We start from the raw sequence: 15,349 nt of genomic DNA, 5'->3' as shown, positions 1-15,349 counted from the left end.
CTGTTCCGAAAAGCGCGAAGCTCCTCGAACCCACGCAATGCCAGGAGACACGCATGGCTACGCAGGCACCCAAAGGCTATTCCCGCCTCCAGATCGCCCTCCACTGGATCATCGCGCTGCTGATCGCGGTGCAGATCCTCTACCATGACCCGATGGAAGAAGCCTGGGACGCCGTCCGCGACGGGCTTGCCGTTCCGGCGGAGGTGACCTTCGGCGTCACCGTGCACGTCGTCGTCGGTGTGTCCGTCCTGCTGCTTGCCTTGCTGCGGCTTGGCGTCCGCTTCACGCGCGGCGCGCCGGCCCTGCCTGCGGAGGAGCCCGCGCCGCTGCGCCTCGCCGCGAATGCGACGCATGTCGTGCTCTATATCCTCATGATCGCGATCCCGCTCGGCGGCCTCGCGGCCTGGGTGGGCGGCGTGAAGCCCGCCGCCGGCATCCACGGTCTTGCGGCGAACGTGCTGTTCTGGCTGGTCGTGCTGCACATCCTCGGCGCGCTCTACCAGCGCTTCGTCCTGAAGTCGGACGTGATGACCAGGATGGTGACGCCGCAGAAATAGCGGCGCCCGGCGAGGCCGGCATTGCAAGGCGGGCGGCCGGACCCTACCTCTCGCGCTGTCGTCCAAGGAGATCCGACATGAACCGTTTCGCCGCCGCAGCCCTGTTCCTCGGCCTCGCCGCATCGCCAGCCCTGGCGCAGGAAGTCGGCGAGGTTGGCGTCGACTGGCTCGGCAACGACATCATCGTCGAAGCCTTCAAGGACCCGAAGGTCGACGGCATCACCTGCCACGTCTCCTATTTCGAGCGCGGCGTGATCGACCGGCTGCAGAAGGGCAACTGGTTCGAGGACCCGTCGGATTCCTCCATCGCCTGCCGCCAGACCGGCCCGATCGCGATCCGCGACATCGACCTCTCCAAGGGTGGCGAGGAAGTGTTCAACCAGGGCATCTCGCTGATCTGGAAGCAGCGCGTCGTCAACCGCATCTACGACAAGACCAACGACACGCTGATCTACCTGTCGCATTCGCGACAGGTACAGGACGGCTCCGCCAAGATGGCGATCTCGAGCGTGCCGCTGTTCAACCAGCCCGTGACCTGGACCAACGGCAAGCCGCAGTAACTTGCGGCAGCGGGAGCGGGCGCGTATTGGCTCGGCCATGTCCGACGAGCGCTTTCCCTCCGACGAGCCGCGCATCCATCCGACCGCCGAGATGAAGGGCTGTCGGCTCGGCCGCCACGCGGTGGTCGGCGAGCGCGTGATCCTGCGCGATGTGATCGTCGGCGACTATTCCTACTTCGAGCGCCACAGCGAGGCGGCTTATGCCGACATCGGCAAGTTCTGCTCGATCGCGGCGAACACGCGCATCAACGCGCTGGAACATCCGATCGAGCGGATCACCCAGCACAAGATCAGCTACCGGCCGAACGAGTTTTTCCGCTTCCTCGGCGTCGACCAGGATTTCCGCGCCCGCCGGGCCGGCAAGCGGGTCACGGTCGGCCACGATGTCTGGATCGGCCACGGCGCGGTGATCATGCCGGGCGTGTCGGTTGGCAACGGGGCGGTGATCGGGGCGAATGCCGTCGTGACGCGCGACGTCGAGCCCTTCACGGTCGTCGCCGGCTCGCCGGCCAGACCGGTGCGCAGGCGCTTTCCCGACGAGATCGCCGCGCGCATCGCGAAACTCGCCTGGTGGGATTTTTCGCGCGAAAGGCTGTTCGAGGCAGTGCCCGACATGCAGCGGCTGTCGGCCGAGGCGTTCCTCGACAAATGGGAAGGCGCCGGTGCGTGAGGCCGGCCTGTGCATAGGAGACAATCCATGACCAACGTTCCGACGAAGCGGCTCAATTCCGGCGCGGACATGCCGGTGATCGGGCTGGGCGTGTGGCAGGTCGCCGATGATGTCGCCGCCGACGCCGTGGTGACCGCCATCGAGGCCGGCTACACCAGCATCGACACCGCCGCGGTGTATCGCAACGAGCGCGGGGTGGGCGAGGGGATCAGGCGCTCCGGCGCGGAGCGCGAAAAGCTGTTCGTCACGACCAAGGTGTGGAACGATTCGCAGGGCTACGACACCACGCTCCAGGCCTTCGACAAGAGCCTCGGCAGGCTTGGCCTCGACTATGTCGACCTCTACCTGATCCACTGGCCGGCCGCGTCGCGCGGGCTCTATCTCGACACCTGGAAGGCGCTGGAGAAATTGAAGGCCGAAGGACGCGCGCGTTCGATCGGCGTGTCGAACTTCCACATCCCACACCTGAAGCGGCTGTTCGAAAGTTCAGATGTCCGTCCGGCGCTGAACCAGATCGAATTGCATCCCGGCCTGCAGCAGGCGGAGCTTCGCGCCTTCCACGCCGCGAACGACATCGCCACCGAAGCCTGGAGCCCGCTGCAGCGCGGCGCGGTGGACAGATCGGAAATCGTCGCCATCGCGGCAAAGCACGGCCGCACCCCGGCGCAGGTGATCCTGCGCTGGCACGTCCAGCTCGGCAACATCGCGATCCCGAAGTCGGTCACGCCCTCGCGCATCCGCGAGAACATCGCCGTCTTCGATTTCGAACTGGACGACGCGGACATGGCGGCGATCGCGAAGCTCGATGCGGGCGTGCGCACCGGGCCGAACCCCGACACATTCGCCTGACGGAACCGCACGAACTTCTGCTGCGTTTCCGGGCGTCGGTCCGCGGCAGGAGGGGTTCATGCAGGAAGAGATCGTTCGCATCGTGTTCGGCGAGGCGGAGACGGCCAATGTCTGGTTCTACGTCGAGATCGTCTTCCGCACGCTGGTCATGTATCTCTACACGATCTTCCTCGCCCGGATGGTCGGCCATGACGCCATCGGACAGATCGGGCCGTTCGAGTTCGTGCTGGTCATTGCCGTCGGCTCGGCTGCCGGCGATCCGATGTTCTATCCCGATGTCGGGCTGTTGCAGGGAATCCTGGTGATCACCGTGGTCGTCTTGCTGCATCGGGCCACAGGCGCGCTGTTGGCACGATCGAGCAAGGTCGAGAGCCTTGTCGAAGGCGACCCGGTACTCGTGATCAAGGATGGACATATCATCGAAGACGCACTCGGCTCGGGCGCTCTCAGCCTGCGCGAGCTTCTGGCGTTGCTGCGCGTCGAGGGCGTGCGCGACACCGGCGAGGTGGAGGCGGCCTATTTCGAGAACAACGGCAAGCTGAGCGTCTTCCGCTATCCCGCCGAAAAGGCGAAGCGCTCTCGCTCGACGGAACCGCTCAGGACACAGCGCTAGCTTTCAGCCTTGATGGACCGCGCCTTCTCCAGCAGCAGGTCCCGGTCGCGACCGTGGCGGGCGATCAGTTCTTCCGCCTGGTTTGGCGAGAGGTCCGTGTTCTCGGCGAGGAATTTCACGTCCTCGTCCAGCAGTTTCTCGCGCTGGTCCGTTTTCACCGCGCCGGGCATCAGTTCGGCCTTTCGATCAGTTTGTTGAAGCGGCTCACCTGGCCGTTGTCGAGCATGTCCTGATGCAGGAAAGCCAGCTTGCGGTCTTCGAAGATCTCGAAGAATTCGTCCCACTCGATCTCGCGGAACCCGTCTTCGGGACTGCCGAAATCGATCCGCAGCACGCCTTCGCCGACCACGGCCGGACGGCCGTCACGGCTTTCGACCCATTTGCGGATCACCTTGTGATTGGTGGTTGCAACAGCTTCGGTCATTGTCTTGCTCCTCGGCTTCTTGCTGGCAACGGAAAGTCGGATGGATTGTTCCGCTCTTCGCGGACCCAGGCGTAGGGGAAGTGGTCGCGGATGCGGGCGTTGAAGAAACGGCCCTTTGAAAACGCGCGGCGAAATTCATGCGCCGTTTCGGGCGGGACGTTCCGGTAGTCGTAGCGTCGGCCGTTGGCCAGGAACCAGACCGACAGGATCCGGCTTGCCTCGTCATACTCGAAATGCCGGATCGACGTGGACGGCATGATCACTCTCCGGTGTCGCTGTTCGACGCGGCCAGTGGCTTCGATTCGGGCGATCCGCGATGGCGCAGGAAGATCGACAGGACGACGAGGACCGCGGTCGAGAGAAATTCGGACTGCCAGTTCTGGAAGGACTCGAACCAGAAGCTCGGATCGGCCAGATAGGCGAATGCCGGAGCGGCCGGCTGGCCGTGCGCCAATGCGTCTGCATTGTGTGCCGCCGCGCTCGACATCCAATGCAGCAGGAAGGAGAGGATGAAAAGCAAGGCCAGTGCGAGGCCGAGTCCGTGAGCATAGAGCCATCCGCCCAGCTGGCTGACAGCACGCCGGTGAATCGGCACCTCGTCGCCGGGGCGATAGGGCTGATCCGGATCGCGGGATTCGGCCGAGCCGCGCTGGAACAGCATCGCAGTCAGCACGACATAGGCCGACATCTGCAGGAATTCGCTTTCCCAGTTCTCGAACAAGGCGGAGGAGAATGGCGCGGAGAGGAAGTAAGCGCCGAGCGTCAGGGCCGGCTCGCCATGGACGGCGCGCATCTCGTTCTCGTGCGCCAGCCCGGAAAGCAGCATGCCGGCGAGGCTCAGGGCGAAGGCGCCCAGCAGTGCGATGGTGAGGCTGTTGTCGCGCAGGAACCGCATGGCCGAACCGCTCCGTGATCGATGGTCGAGCAGAACGATCAGGAAGGACGGAAGTTGCGGCGCGTTGCAGGGAGGGACGCGATCGCTCCGTGGCCTCCCGCGGCGTGGGTCCCAAGGCCACTCGCGATTTCGTGAACGCACAACATCGCCGCGTGCTTTTCAGGTCTGCCGATGCGCGTATCATCATAGCATGTCTCGCCTGCAAGCTCGACTGGCCTCATGCTTCGGAGCAGCGGTGATGCTGGCGTTCGGACCATCCGCGGCGCCGGCCCAGGATCAGGTCGTCGACGTCGAGCTGGTGCTTGCGGTCGACGTCTCGCTCTCGATGTCGCCCGACGAACTCGTTATCCAGCGCGACGGTTATGCAGCTGCCCTTACCGACGATGCCGTTCTGCGGGCGATCGCCGACGGCGCGCATGGCAGGATCGCCGTCACCTATGTCGAATGGGCTGGCTCCAGCGTGCAGCAGGTCGTGGTGCCCTGGTCGGTGATCGCGACGGCCGAAGACGCGCAGGCCTTCGTCTCGAAGATGACCGCGCTGCCGCCGCGCAGTGCGCGCCGTACCTCGATCTCGGCCGCGCTCGACTTCGCCGCGTCGCTGTTCGACGCGAGCGGTTACAGGGGCATGAAGCGGGTGATCGACGTGTCGGGCGACGGTCCCAACAACCAGGGCACGCCTGTCGATCAGTCGCGCGACCGCATCGCCGAAAAAGGCATTACGATCAACGGCCTGCCTTTGATGACGAATGGCAGTGGCCTGTCCTCGGCCTTCGACATCGCCAATCTCGATGCCTATTATTCCGACTGCGTGATCGGCGGCCCCGGCGCCTTCATGATCCCGGTCAACGGCTGGGCGCAGTTTCCCGAAGCGATCCGGCGCAAGCTGGTGCTGGAACTCGCCGGCCGGGAACACCCGCTCCGCACGGCGATGGAAGCGGACTCCCCGCCCGTCATCAAGGCCGCCACGATCTTCACGACCGACTGTCAGATCGGCGAGAAGATGTGGAACAATCGCGGCTGGATCGACATACAGTAGACGGCTCTCACTCCTCTCGGGATTCGGGACCGCCCGGCCGCGGCGCGAGATAGATTACCAGCGACCCGAGCAGAGCAGCGACCACCGAGCCGAGCAGGATGCCGACCTTGACGTCATCCTGCAGAGTGGCGTTGGTGGCGAAGGCGAGCAGGCCGATAAAAAGGCTCATTGTAAAGCCGATGCCGCAAAGCAGCGACACCCCCAGCAGGTGCATACGCGCGGCGTTCGCGGGCATGTCTGCGAAACCGAGCCGGATCGCCGCGTAGGACGTGCCGAAGACGCCGACGAGCTTGCCGATGACAAGGCCGGCCGCGACGCCGAGCGTCAGCGGATCGACGAGCGTGTCGGTCGACATGCCGGAAAAGGAAACGCCGGCATTGGCGAAGCCGAAGATCGGCACGATGACGAAGGGGACGACGCCGTGAAGGGCGTGTTCCAGGCGGTGCAGCGGCGAATGGTCGGCGTCGTCGCGAAGCGCGGGGCTTGCCCGCAGCGGGATGGTCAACGCCAGCGCCACGCCCGCAAGTGTGGCATGCACGCCCGACTGAAGCACCAGCACCCACAACACCACGCCCAGCGCGAGGTAGGGCAGGAGGCTGCGCACGCCGAACCTGTTCATGGCGACGAGGATCGCCAGCACGCCCAGCGCGCCTACGAGATACGCCATCTGCAGATCGGCCGTGTAGAAGATCGCGATGATGATCACCGCGCCGAGGTCGTCGATGATCGCGAGTGCTGTCAGGAACACTTTCATCGAAGCGGGGACGCGGCTGCCCAGCAGCGACAGAACGCCCAGCGCGAAGGCGATGTCGGTGGCGGTCGGGATCGCCCAGCCGCGCATGGTTTCCGCATTGCCCCAGTTGAGCGCGGCGTAGATCAGCGCCGGCACCGCCATGCCGCCGGCCGCGGCCAGCCCGGGCAGGATTCGCCGCGGCCAGGTCGAGAGCTGGCCATCCAGCACCTCGCGCTTGATCTCGAGGCCGACCAGCAGGAAGAACACCGCCATCAGCGCGTCGTTGATCCAGTGCGACACGCTCAGAGGACCGACATAGGCCTTCAGCGCAGCGAAGTAGGTGGGCGCGAGAGGGGAGTTTGCGACGATGAGCGCCAGCGCCGCGGCTGCCATCAGGATGATGCCGCCCGAAGCCTCGCTGTCGAGGAATTCGCGGAAGATCGATTTCTGGCGGGTGCTCACGTCCGGCCTCCTTTTGGTTGGTCGGCCGCAAGGGCCATGATGGTCGCGCCGGATGCCCGGATGCGCCCGTCAGACATAATCGATTGGAGATGAAATTCCAGCGCCACGGGTCGAAAATCCGCAGCTTTGTATGAGAATCGCCTACGCTGCCAACAGCTGCTTGCGGTCGGCGCGCTCCTGCTGGGGCGAGCGGGCGTAGAGCTCGCGGTAGCATTTCGAGAAATGCGAGGCCGAGACGAAGCCGCAGGCCACCGCGACTTCCACCACCGGCAGCGACGACTGGATCAAGAGGTGCCGCGCCCGGTCGAGGCGAATCTCCAGATAATAACGCGCCGGCGAGCGGCCCATCTCCTGCTGGAACAGGCGTTCGATCTGCCGGCGCGACAGGCCGACGTGGTCGGCGATCTCGATCAGCGACAGCGGCTCGGAAAGGTTCATCTCCATCAGTTCGATGATCGACAGCACCTTGCCGTTCTGCACGCCGAGGCGGGCGCGCAGCGGCAGGCGCTGGCGGTCCGTCGGGCTGCGCACCCGGTCGGTCAGCACCTGCTCGCAGACGCGGTTGACCAGCATCTCGTCGAAATCGTCGCCGATCAGCTTCAGCATCATGTCGAGCGCGGCGGTGCCGCCGGCGCAGGTGTAGATGTTCTGGTCGACCTCGAAGAGGTCGGCGAAGACGTTGGCCTTGGGGAACGCCTCGGAAAAGCCCGGCAGGTTCTCCCAATGGATCGCGCAGCGCTTGTTGGAGAGCAGGCCGGCCGAGGCCAGCACATGCGCCCCGGTGCAAAGGCCGCCGATCGCCACGCCGCGGTTGTATTCCTCCCGCAGCCAGGCGAAGGCGGAGCGGTTCTGATATTTCTCGACATTGACGCCCGAGCAGACGATGACCATCGAAGGACGGTCCGGTCCGCTCATCTTGCGGCGTTCGTCTTCGAGGGAGGTTTGAACCGCGATCTCGATGCCGCTGGAGGCCTTCACCGGCCTCCCGTCGGCGCTGGCGAGCCGCCAGCTATAGGCGTCGTAGCCAAGCATGCGGTTGGCCAGCCGCAACGGCTCCACTGCCGTCGAAAAGGCGATCAGTGTAAAATCGGGGACGAGGAAGAAGACGATCGAGCGTTTGATGGCTGGCTTTACGGTCACGAAACACTCCCGGAAACCTGGCTATCGGCGAACGGCTTTCATCGTCGCGATGGCAAAAGTGTCATCCGGAACGTCTGGAAATGTCAATGTGATTGCGGCAGCGGCTGATCCGAAAGCGACATGGCTCTCTTTTCGTGTCGCAAAAAGAAAAAGCCCGCGAAGCTTGGGCTGCGCGGGCGAGGAGGTCTTGACTGGAAGAAGACGGAGCCGCGGGAGGGAACGGCTCCGGTTGGGCCTACATCAGGAGACCGCCGAGGCGGTTGGCTGCGAGCGCAGCGGTCTGGCCCGGCATGGTCCGGCCGAGGCGCGCACGCTCAAGGCTGGTGATGAGGTTGCCGGTGCGGCGGCCGCGGAAGAAGGTCGACAGGAACTTCATGGTAGCTCTCCAAGCAAATCGTGCGTTTTACTCGGAGCGGCCGGCGCGATGTCTGCGTCAAGCAGCTCTTTTCATGGCGCGGATATAGGCATCTGCCGCGATCCTTGCAGTGACAAAAGCGAACAGGTGCGTCGCAAAAGCGATATCGCGACATTCGGCGACATTCGCCGATCCAGGGTAATGGATTGAATCGACAGGGATTATCCGGCCTTCACGCCAGTCATGCGGCTGGTTCATATGCGTCATGCCGCCATTGCATGGCTGCGCGGCATCTGCCCCTGTCGTAGGCAAAACAAAAGTCCCGCCGCAAGCTGCGAGCGGGACTTTTCGGTTCCGAGCCAGTGCGCCGTCGCAGCGCCGTCAGCGATCAGTACCAGCCGCCGGTCACGACCTTGTTGACCGTGTTGTGGCGGTAGGCTTCCGGCCAGCCGATGTCCTTCTGGATCTCGACGGGCAGGGCGCGGATCGAACGTTCGGTTTCCTGGCGGGCGCGGGCGGCGCGGTAGTCGGCCGCGAAGCGGCTGAGGGTGGTCATGATGGACATTTCTCTCTCCTTGAGTTCGCAACGGACAGGCTTGGGAGGAGCCTCTCGATTGCGTGCCATTTAGGCAGCTCTTGTTTCAAATTTATTGCGGGCGGATGGCTGACCGTTTCGACTTGCGAATCAAGTCGTCACGGGTCGCCGAATTCGTCGGCAATTGCCTTGTTGCGGTGCAACATGCAAGCCGCGCCCGTTCACCGTATCATTGCGGCGTTTCGGTGGCGGATTACGACCGGGCGCGAAATTCACGATCGAAATCGAAGCCATCCGGCCAGCCGATGTCCTTCTGCATACCGTGCGGCAGATCCGCGATACGCATGGCGGTGCGGATGCGCAGCCGGCGAGCGCGCTGCGTTGCGACGAACCGGGCAAATGCTGTGTAGATCGACATGACTTTCTCCATTCGTTGGGCGAAGGGCGTCTCGTCCTTCCATGTGGTTGACTATGGGGCAGGGATGATGTTCAATCAAACGAAATGGAATGATCGATTGGATCAAGAAAACTGAATGGTGACGCCATGAACGCCCCCCTGAACCATCCTCTGCCGCTGCTGGAACTCGACGTGCTGCGCACCTTCGTGGCGATTGCCGAGACGGGCAGCTTCACGCTCGCCGCCAATGCGGTGTTCCGCACGCCCTCCGCCGTGTCGATGCAGATCAAGAAGCTGGAAGAGACGCTCGGGCGCGCGCTCTTCACGCGCGACGCGCGTTCCGTCTCGCTGACGGCCGATGGCGAGATCCTGATCGGCTATGCGCGCCGGCTGCTTGCGATCAACCGCGAGGCCGTTTCCAAGTTCGTCATGCCCGACATCCAGGGCGTGGTCCGGCTGGGTTCGCCGGACGACTATGGCGAGCGCGTGCTGCCCGACGTGCTGCGCCGCTTCGCCCAATCGCATCCCTCGGTCGCGGTCGACGTCGTCATTGACCAGAGTTCCAATCTGCGCCGGCGCATGGATGACCGCGAGCTCGACATCACGCTGATGACCTGCTCCGGCAAGGTCATCCCGATGGACGCGGAGATCCTGCTGACGGAGCAGATCGCCTGGGCGGGCGCCAAGGGCGGCTGCGCGCATATGCGCCAGCCGCTGCCGGTGTCGCTGTGGGAGGAAGGCTGCGCTTGGCGCATCCGCGCGCTCGATGCGCTCAGCACCAGCGGGCGTGACTACCGCATCGCCTATATGAGCGCACACACCTCCGGCCAGCGCTCGGCGATCCTCGCCGACCTCGCGGTCGCGCCGCTGCCGAAGTCGTTCATCGGCGAGGATCTTGTCGTCCTGGGGCCGAAGGACGGCCTGCCGGAACTCGGCACCTACAATCTGGTGATGATCGTGCGTCCGGACGCGAGCGCGCCGGTCAGGGCGGCGGCCGACCACATCCGCGCGACGATGGAAGCGTTCAAGGAAAGCGGCCGCTTCGCGCTCGCCGCCTGAGCGGCGGAACTTCCGCGCCCGACCGGGGTTTTTGATGCGGCGGCCTGTCCAGGCCGCCGTATCCGTATGGAGGGGTCGTAACACACCATGGCGCGGCCGGTCGTCGACGAATTGCTCAGGGAATACCGGGCGAAGCGGGATTTTTCGAAGACCGCGGAACCCGACGACAGGCCCGCGCCGAAGGCCGCCGGCGAGGGGCTCGCCTTCGTCGTCCAGAAGCATGATGCGACACGGCTGCACTACGACTTCCGGCTCGAATGGGCGGGCGTGCTGAAGAGCTGGGCGGTGACGCGCGGCCCCAGCTATGATCCGGCCGAAAAGCGGCTGGCGGTGCGAACTGAAGACCACCCGCTTGCCTATGGCGCCTTCGAGGGCACCATTCCCGAGAACGAGTATGGCGGCGGCACAGTGATGCTGTGGGATCGCGGCACCTGGGAGCCGGTCGGCGACTTCGATCAGGGCCTTGAGGAGGGTAAGATCGTCTTCCGCCTCGACGGCGAACGCCTCAAGGGCGAATGGACACTTGTCCGAATGAAGCCACGCGCGAAGGAGAAGCGCGAAAACTGGCTGATGATCAAGCATCGCGAGGAGGGCTTTACGCCGCCTCGCGGCGACGTGCTTAACCGTTTCACCAAGAGCGTCGCGTCGGGCCGCACGATGGCCCAGATCGCCAAGGGCGGCCGTGGCTTGGCGAAGAGCGATCTCACGGCGAAGCGGCCCGCCGGCGGATTGACAGGCAAGGCGGACAAGAGAGGCAAGGCCGCCGGGACAAAAGCCTTGCCTCTGCCACGCTGGCGCGAGGTGCAGCTCGCGACGTTGGTCGCTGATGCGCCCGAAGGCGGGGAATGGCTGGCCGAGATGAAATATGACGGCTACCGTGCGCTGATCGCGGTGGCCGGAGAGAAGGCCCGGATCTACACGCGCAACGGCCTCGACTGGACCGGCAAGTTTCCCGGCATCGCGGCGGCGGCCGCGGCACTCGGCGTCGGCTCCGCGCTGATCGATGGCGAGATTGTCGCCGTCGATCGCAACGGAAAGACCGATTTCTCCACCCTGCAGAAGTCGATCAAGGCCGGCGGCAAGGATCTGTTCTGTTTCGTCTTCGACCTGCTCGAACTTCACGGGAAGGACCTGACGCGCCTGCCGCTCATCGAGCGCAAGTCGAAGCTGGAGGCGCTGATCGGCGCCGGCAGGGAGCCACTCCTGCTTTCCACCCATGTGCTGGGCAAGGCCGAAGAGGTCTTCCGCCAGGTGTGCTCGGCCGGACACGAGGGCATCGTCGCCAAGCGCGCGGACGATCCGTACATCTCCGGCCGCGGGCGGAGCTGGCTGAAGATCAAGTGCACGAAGCGGCAGGAGTTCATCGTCGGCGGCTATGCCCCGTCAGACAAGCGCGGCCGCACCGTCCGCTCGCTGCTCATCGGCGTGATGGAGGACGGGGAACTCGCCTACAAGGGCCGGGTCGGCGCCTTCGAGGGTGACACGCTCGGCGAGGTGGAAGATCTTGTCGGCTCTCTCGAGCGCAAGACGTCGCCTTTCGTTTCGGTCCCGCGCGAGATGGCGCGCGGCGCGGTCTGGCTCAAGCCGGAACTCGTCGTAGAGGTCGACATGGCGGAGTTCACGGCCGATGGTGTGGTTCGCCACGGCGTGGTGCGCGGGATCCGTGGCGACAAGCCCGCGAAGGACGTGGTGCTGGAGATACCGAGGGAGACGGCCATGCAGCATGAGACGCGCGACATCTTCGCAGGCGTGAAGCTCTCCAGCCCGCAGAAGGTGCTGTTCGAGGAGCAGGGCGTGACCAAGGCCGACCTCGCCGCACATTACGAGCGCGTCGCCCGGCGCATCCTGCCGCATGTCGAGCGCCGGCTGCTCAGCCTGGTGCGGTGTCCGGACGGGGAGGGCGGCCAGTGCTTCTTCCAGAAGCACGATTCTCGCGGCTTTCCTGACGAGCTGAAGCGAATGGAGATCGAGGAGAGCGACGGCAAGCGCGACAATTATCTCTACGCGGAAGACCTGTCGGCGCTGATCGCCGGCGTGCAGATGGGCACGCTGGAGTTCCACATCTGGGGCTCGCGCATCGATGACATCGAGAAGCCGGATCGGCTGGTGTTCGACCTCGACCCGGACGAGGGGCTCGGCTTCGCCGATGTCCGCGACGCCGCCTTCGACCTGCGTGACCGGCTGGAGAAGATAGGCCTGAAGACCGTCCCGCTCGTCACCGGCGGCAAGGGCGTGCACGTCGTCGCGCCGATCGCGCCGCGCGTGGAGTGGCCGCAGGTGAAGGAGTTCGCCAAGGGTTTCGCGAAGATGCTCGAGGAGGAGGCGCCGGACCGCTATGTCGCCAATATGTCGAAGGCCAAGCGCAAGGGCCGAATCTTTGTCGACTATCTGCGCAACGAGCGCGGCTCTACCGCGATCTGCCCTTACTCGACCCGCCGCCGCAAGGGCGCGCCGGTGGCGACCCCGGTGTCGTGGGACGAATTGAAGGATCTGGAGGCGGCGAACAGCTTCCACATCGCAGACATGGAGCAGCGCCTGACGCAGGCCGACCCGTGGAAGGAGGCCGACGGCTGGAGGCAATCGATCACCAAGGCGATGATGGCGAAGGTCGCGGACGGATAGCAACTGCCGACGGCAGGAGACGGACCATGCAAGCCCCGGACTACGACGCTTTCTTCGCCTCCTATGTCGACTTCTACAATGCGGCGCTGGCGGACAAGCCTGTGATCCGTGACCTGCGCGCCTGCTACGCCGAATATCTCGTCTCGGCCTCGGGGCAGGCGGTGATGGGCGGCGAGAACGGTGACGACTACGAAAAGGTGCTGGAGAAGGGGTTCGGCTTCTACCGCGCCATCGGCGTCGTCGAGATGTGGCTCCGCGGCGTGGAGGCACGGGAGATCTTTGCCGGGCACGACGAGGCGCGAGTTTCCTTCACCGCGCAGATGCGGCGCAAGGACGGATCGGAGTTCCCGCTCGATTTCGAGGTCGTCTATTTCCTGCAGCGCCGCGACAGCGGCCCGAAGATCTTCGCCTTCCTGTCCGAGGACGAGATGGAGCTGTTCCGCAGCCTCGGCCTGGTCGATGGTGAGGGCAAGCCGGTCGGGGCCTAGGCCGCCCGCGCGGCAGCCCGTGCCGGAGCCTGTTCCAGGAAGGCCACCATCCTGTCGCGTGCGGGCCGCGCTTCGGGGATGTCGAGCAACGGCCAGACATGGAACATCCCGTCTCCCCGCACGAGCTCGATGTCGACGCCCGCCGCGCGTGCCTTGTCCACGAACAGCACCGTGTCGGGATAGAGCAGGTCGCGCGTGCCGGAGAAGATCAGTGTGCGCGGCAGTGCCGCGACGTTGCCGTAGATCGGGCTGATGCGCCAGTCGTCGAGCTTCAGGGTGCCGGCATACATGTGCATGGCCGCCAGCGCGCCGGGGATGTCGAGCCAGGGATCGCGCCTGGCATAGTCGTGCACCTCGGGATTGGCGAGCGAGGAATCGACGCTCGGCGACAGCAGCGCCAGCGACGAGGCGATCGGATCGCCCCGTTCCGCCGCCATCAGCGTCAGCACAAGCGCCATGTTGGCTCCGGCGGAATCGCCGACGATCGCGGCATGCGGCGCCTCGGCGAAGACCTGGCGGTAGACCTCGCCGGCCATCCCGTAGATCTGGTCGAACTGGTGTTCGGGGGCCAGCGGATAGACCGGCACCGTCATCTGCGCCGAAAGGCGCTCGGCGAGTTCGGCGATGAGCAGCCAGTGGAACGGCGTCAGCTCGAAGCAATACGCCCCGCCGTGCAGGTAGAGGAGCCGCCGTCCGGCCGTGCCCGCCCTAGGCCGCGCCTCGTACACCACGTGGCCTTGCACCTCGCGCTGTGTAATCTCGAGGCGGTCTTTCACCTTCTCGGGTGGGCGGTGGTCCTCGACAGGCCGCATCTTGGCGAGGCGCTGCCGCAGCCCTTCCTCGGACATGAACGCCTTTTTGCGCGTGTGCTTCAGCACGAAGGCGTAGAAGTGTGATTTCAGGCTGGCCATGGCGTCCTCCCAGGCGCGGGAGTAGAGGTGCGGCCACCCGCTTAGTCAATACGCCCGCAAGCTGGCGGCCTCGGTCATTCGCCGGCGATCACGGCCCGGCGCGTCGCTGTTCAGGAACTCGACGATCAGGTTCCGCGCGCGGCGGGCCTCGGGCATGTCGATCAGCGGCCAGACATGCATCATGCCGGGCTCGACCACGAGCTCCACCTCGACGCCCGCGCGACGGGCGAGGTCGGCGAAGCGGATCGTGTCCAGCGTCAAAAGGTCGAACTCGCCGGCGAGGATAAGCATCGGCGGCAGCACCGAGAGGTCGCCCTTGATCGGGCTGATGCGCCAGTCGGCGCGGTCGAGATGCGGCGCATAGTGGCGGATCGCCTCCAGGCCGCCCTCGATGTCGAGCCAGGGATCGAGCCGCGCTGCCTGTGCGACGTCGGGATTCTCCAGCGTCATGTCGAGGCCGGGCGAGATCAGCACGTGGCGGTCCGGGCCGGGCAGGCCTTCTTTGGCCGCCATCATGGTCAGCACCACGGCCATGTTGCCGCCGGCGGAATCGCCCATGAAGACGATCTCGCCGGCCGGCTCCTCCGCCAGCATCCTGCGATAGGTCTGCATCACCATTCCGAACATCTCCTCGAAGCGATGTTCGGGCGCGAGCGGATAGACCGGCACGGTGATGCGGGCGTCGAGACGTTCCGCCATCTCGGCGATCAGCCGCCAGTGGAATGGCGTGATTTCAAACACATAGGCGCCGCCGTGCAGGTAGAGAATCCGCTTCTCGACATGGCCGCCGCGCGGCGCGACATCGTAGACCGGAGAGCCGAACACCTCGCGGCGCGCGATGTCCAGGCGTCGCGCAACAGAGGCGGGCGGTCGGTGGTCCTCGAGGGTGCGGGCGCGCGCGATCCAGCGGTTCATTTCCGCCGCGCTGGCAAAGGCCTTCTTGCGGGTGCTGCGAAGATAGAGGGAGACGATACGGGACTTGAGGCTGGGCATGCGCGCAGAACCCACTCGACGGATGTTCGTTCCTCCCCTTGCGCAAAGAT

At 65.2% G+C, this 15,349-nt stretch carries 21 protein-coding genes; 9 read left to right on the top strand and 12 right to left on the bottom strand.

From position 1 onward, the window contains the following. The first annotated feature begins 53 nt into the window (after nucleotides 1-53). The 5 genes from B9Z03_RS19955 (at nucleotide 54) to B9Z03_RS19935 (ending at nucleotide 3,249) form a co-directional block, all read left to right on the top strand. Nucleotides 54-557, top strand: a complete 504-nt coding sequence (locus tag B9Z03_RS19955) for a cytochrome b (RefSeq protein WP_085465805.1) — start codon at nucleotides 54-56, stop codon at nucleotides 555-557. Nucleotides 558-634: 77 nt separating this feature from the next. Then, nucleotides 635-1,117, top strand: a complete 483-nt coding sequence (locus B9Z03_RS19950) for a CreA family protein (protein WP_085465804.1) — start codon at nucleotides 635-637, stop codon at nucleotides 1,115-1,117. 37 nt (nucleotides 1,118-1,154) lie between these two features. Next, complete coding sequence (locus tag B9Z03_RS19945) at nucleotides 1,155-1,787, top strand: DapH/DapD/GlmU-related protein (RefSeq protein WP_085465803.1); 633 nt, start codon at nucleotides 1,155-1,157, stop codon at nucleotides 1,785-1,787. A gap of 27 nt (nucleotides 1,788-1,814) precedes the next feature. Further along, nucleotides 1,815-2,636 (top strand): aldo/keto reductase, encoded by an 822-nt coding sequence (locus B9Z03_RS19940; RefSeq protein WP_085465802.1) that lies wholly within the window; start codon nucleotides 1,815-1,817, stop codon nucleotides 2,634-2,636. Nucleotides 2,637-2,694: 58 nt separating this feature from the next. Then, nucleotides 2,695-3,249 (top strand): DUF421 domain-containing protein, encoded by a 555-nt coding sequence (locus B9Z03_RS19935; RefSeq protein WP_176247569.1) that lies wholly within the window; start codon nucleotides 2,695-2,697, stop codon nucleotides 3,247-3,249. On the opposite strand, the gene B9Z03_RS29915 is transcribed toward B9Z03_RS19935, so the two are convergent. From B9Z03_RS29915 to B9Z03_RS19920, 4 genes are read right to left on the bottom strand one after another with little or no spacing between them, the layout of a single operon-like run. Further along, nucleotides 3,246-3,419: a hypothetical protein gene (locus B9Z03_RS29915; RefSeq protein ID WP_176247568.1), complete on the bottom strand. Its 174-nt coding sequence runs from the start codon at nucleotides 3,417-3,419 to the stop codon at nucleotides 3,246-3,248. The two genes, B9Z03_RS19935 and B9Z03_RS29915, sit on opposite strands and share 4 nt — an antisense overlap. Continuing rightward, the gene (locus B9Z03_RS19930; RefSeq protein ID WP_085465800.1) at nucleotides 3,419-3,673 is read right to left on the bottom strand and encodes a hypothetical protein; all 255 of its coding nucleotides are present in this window, start codon (nucleotides 3,671-3,673) and stop codon (nucleotides 3,419-3,421) included. The genes B9Z03_RS29915 and B9Z03_RS19930 overlap by 1 nt, the downstream gene beginning before the upstream one ends. Next, entirely contained in the window at nucleotides 3,670-3,930 is a 261-nt protein-coding gene (locus B9Z03_RS19925; RefSeq protein WP_085465799.1) for a KTSC domain-containing protein, read from the bottom strand. Before B9Z03_RS19925 ends, B9Z03_RS19930 begins: the two co-directional genes overlap by 4 nt. A gap of 2 nt (nucleotides 3,931-3,932) precedes the next feature. Then, nucleotides 3,933-4,568, bottom strand: a complete 636-nt coding sequence (locus tag B9Z03_RS19920; protein WP_085465798.1) for a DUF6766 family protein — start codon at nucleotides 4,566-4,568, stop codon at nucleotides 3,933-3,935. Nucleotides 4,569-4,806: 238 nt separating this feature from the next. On the opposite strand from B9Z03_RS19920, the gene B9Z03_RS19915 reads away from it, so the two are divergent. After that, complete coding sequence (locus B9Z03_RS19915; protein WP_244561793.1) at nucleotides 4,807-5,604, top strand: DUF1194 domain-containing protein; 798 nt, start codon at nucleotides 4,807-4,809, stop codon at nucleotides 5,602-5,604. A 7-nt stretch (nucleotides 5,605-5,611) separates the two neighbouring features. On the opposite strand, the gene nhaA is transcribed toward B9Z03_RS19915, so the two are convergent. The 6 genes from nhaA to B9Z03_RS29900 form a co-directional block, all read right to left on the bottom strand. Further along, on the bottom strand, nucleotides 5,612-6,799 hold the full coding sequence (gene nhaA / locus B9Z03_RS19910) for a Na+/H+ antiporter NhaA (RefSeq protein ID WP_085465796.1): 1,188 nt from the start codon (nucleotides 6,797-6,799) through the stop codon (nucleotides 5,612-5,614). A gap of 141 nt (nucleotides 6,800-6,940) precedes the next feature. Next, nucleotides 6,941-7,939, bottom strand: coding sequence for a GlxA family transcriptional regulator (locus B9Z03_RS19905; RefSeq protein ID WP_085465795.1), 999 nt, complete (start codon nucleotides 7,937-7,939; stop codon nucleotides 6,941-6,943). 235 nt (nucleotides 7,940-8,174) lie between these two features. Beyond that, nucleotides 8,175-8,315, bottom strand: a complete 141-nt coding sequence (locus tag B9Z03_RS29910; RefSeq protein WP_176247567.1) for a hypothetical protein — start codon at nucleotides 8,313-8,315, stop codon at nucleotides 8,175-8,177. Nucleotides 8,316-8,372: 57 nt separating this feature from the next. Next, nucleotides 8,373-8,561 (bottom strand): hypothetical protein, encoded by a 189-nt coding sequence (locus B9Z03_RS29500; protein WP_139832340.1) that lies wholly within the window; start codon nucleotides 8,559-8,561, stop codon nucleotides 8,373-8,375. A 121-nt stretch (nucleotides 8,562-8,682) separates the two neighbouring features. Further along, nucleotides 8,683-8,859, bottom strand: a complete 177-nt coding sequence (locus B9Z03_RS29905; RefSeq protein ID WP_176247566.1) for a hypothetical protein — start codon at nucleotides 8,857-8,859, stop codon at nucleotides 8,683-8,685. A gap of 223 nt (nucleotides 8,860-9,082) precedes the next feature. Continuing rightward, the gene (locus B9Z03_RS29900; protein WP_176247565.1) at nucleotides 9,083-9,247 is read right to left on the bottom strand and encodes a hypothetical protein; all 165 of its coding nucleotides are present in this window, start codon (nucleotides 9,245-9,247) and stop codon (nucleotides 9,083-9,085) included. Nucleotides 9,248-9,373: 126 nt separating this feature from the next. On the opposite strand from B9Z03_RS29900, the gene B9Z03_RS19900 reads away from it, so the two are divergent. The 3 genes from B9Z03_RS19900 to B9Z03_RS19890 all read left to right on the top strand — a co-directional run bounded on the left by B9Z03_RS19900 (nucleotide 9,374) and on the right by B9Z03_RS19890 (nucleotide 13,395). Continuing rightward, nucleotides 9,374-10,285 (top strand): LysR family transcriptional regulator, encoded by a 912-nt coding sequence (locus tag B9Z03_RS19900; RefSeq protein ID WP_085465794.1) that lies wholly within the window; start codon nucleotides 9,374-9,376, stop codon nucleotides 10,283-10,285. 87 nt (nucleotides 10,286-10,372) lie between these two features. Continuing rightward, the gene (gene ligD, locus B9Z03_RS19895) at nucleotides 10,373-12,907 is read left to right on the top strand and encodes a DNA ligase D (protein ID WP_085465793.1); all 2,535 of its coding nucleotides are present in this window, start codon (nucleotides 10,373-10,375) and stop codon (nucleotides 12,905-12,907) included. Nucleotides 12,908-12,933: 26 nt separating this feature from the next. Then, a complete protein-coding gene (locus tag B9Z03_RS19890) occupies nucleotides 12,934-13,395 on the top strand; it encodes a hypothetical protein (RefSeq protein ID WP_085465792.1) in 462 nt (153 codons plus the stop codon). On the opposite strand, the gene B9Z03_RS19885 is transcribed toward B9Z03_RS19890, so the two are convergent. Both B9Z03_RS19885 and B9Z03_RS19880 read right to left on the bottom strand, forming a co-directional pair. Beyond that, nucleotides 13,392-14,306, bottom strand: a complete 915-nt coding sequence (locus tag B9Z03_RS19885) for an alpha/beta hydrolase fold domain-containing protein (RefSeq protein ID WP_085465791.1) — start codon at nucleotides 14,304-14,306, stop codon at nucleotides 13,392-13,394. The genes B9Z03_RS19890 and B9Z03_RS19885 overlap by 4 nt on opposite strands. 45 nt (nucleotides 14,307-14,351) lie before the next feature. Next, nucleotides 14,352-15,299, bottom strand: a complete 948-nt coding sequence (locus tag B9Z03_RS19880; protein ID WP_085465790.1) for an alpha/beta hydrolase — start codon at nucleotides 15,297-15,299, stop codon at nucleotides 14,352-14,354. Between the last annotated feature and the right edge of the window lie 50 nt (nucleotides 15,300-15,349).

The sequence above is a fragment of the Mesorhizobium australicum genome (assembly GCF_900177325.1).
Lineage (GTDB): Bacteria > Pseudomonadota > Alphaproteobacteria > Rhizobiales > Rhizobiaceae > Mesorhizobium_A > Mesorhizobium_A australicum_A.
This window is presented reverse-complemented; position numbering and strand designations above follow the sequence as displayed.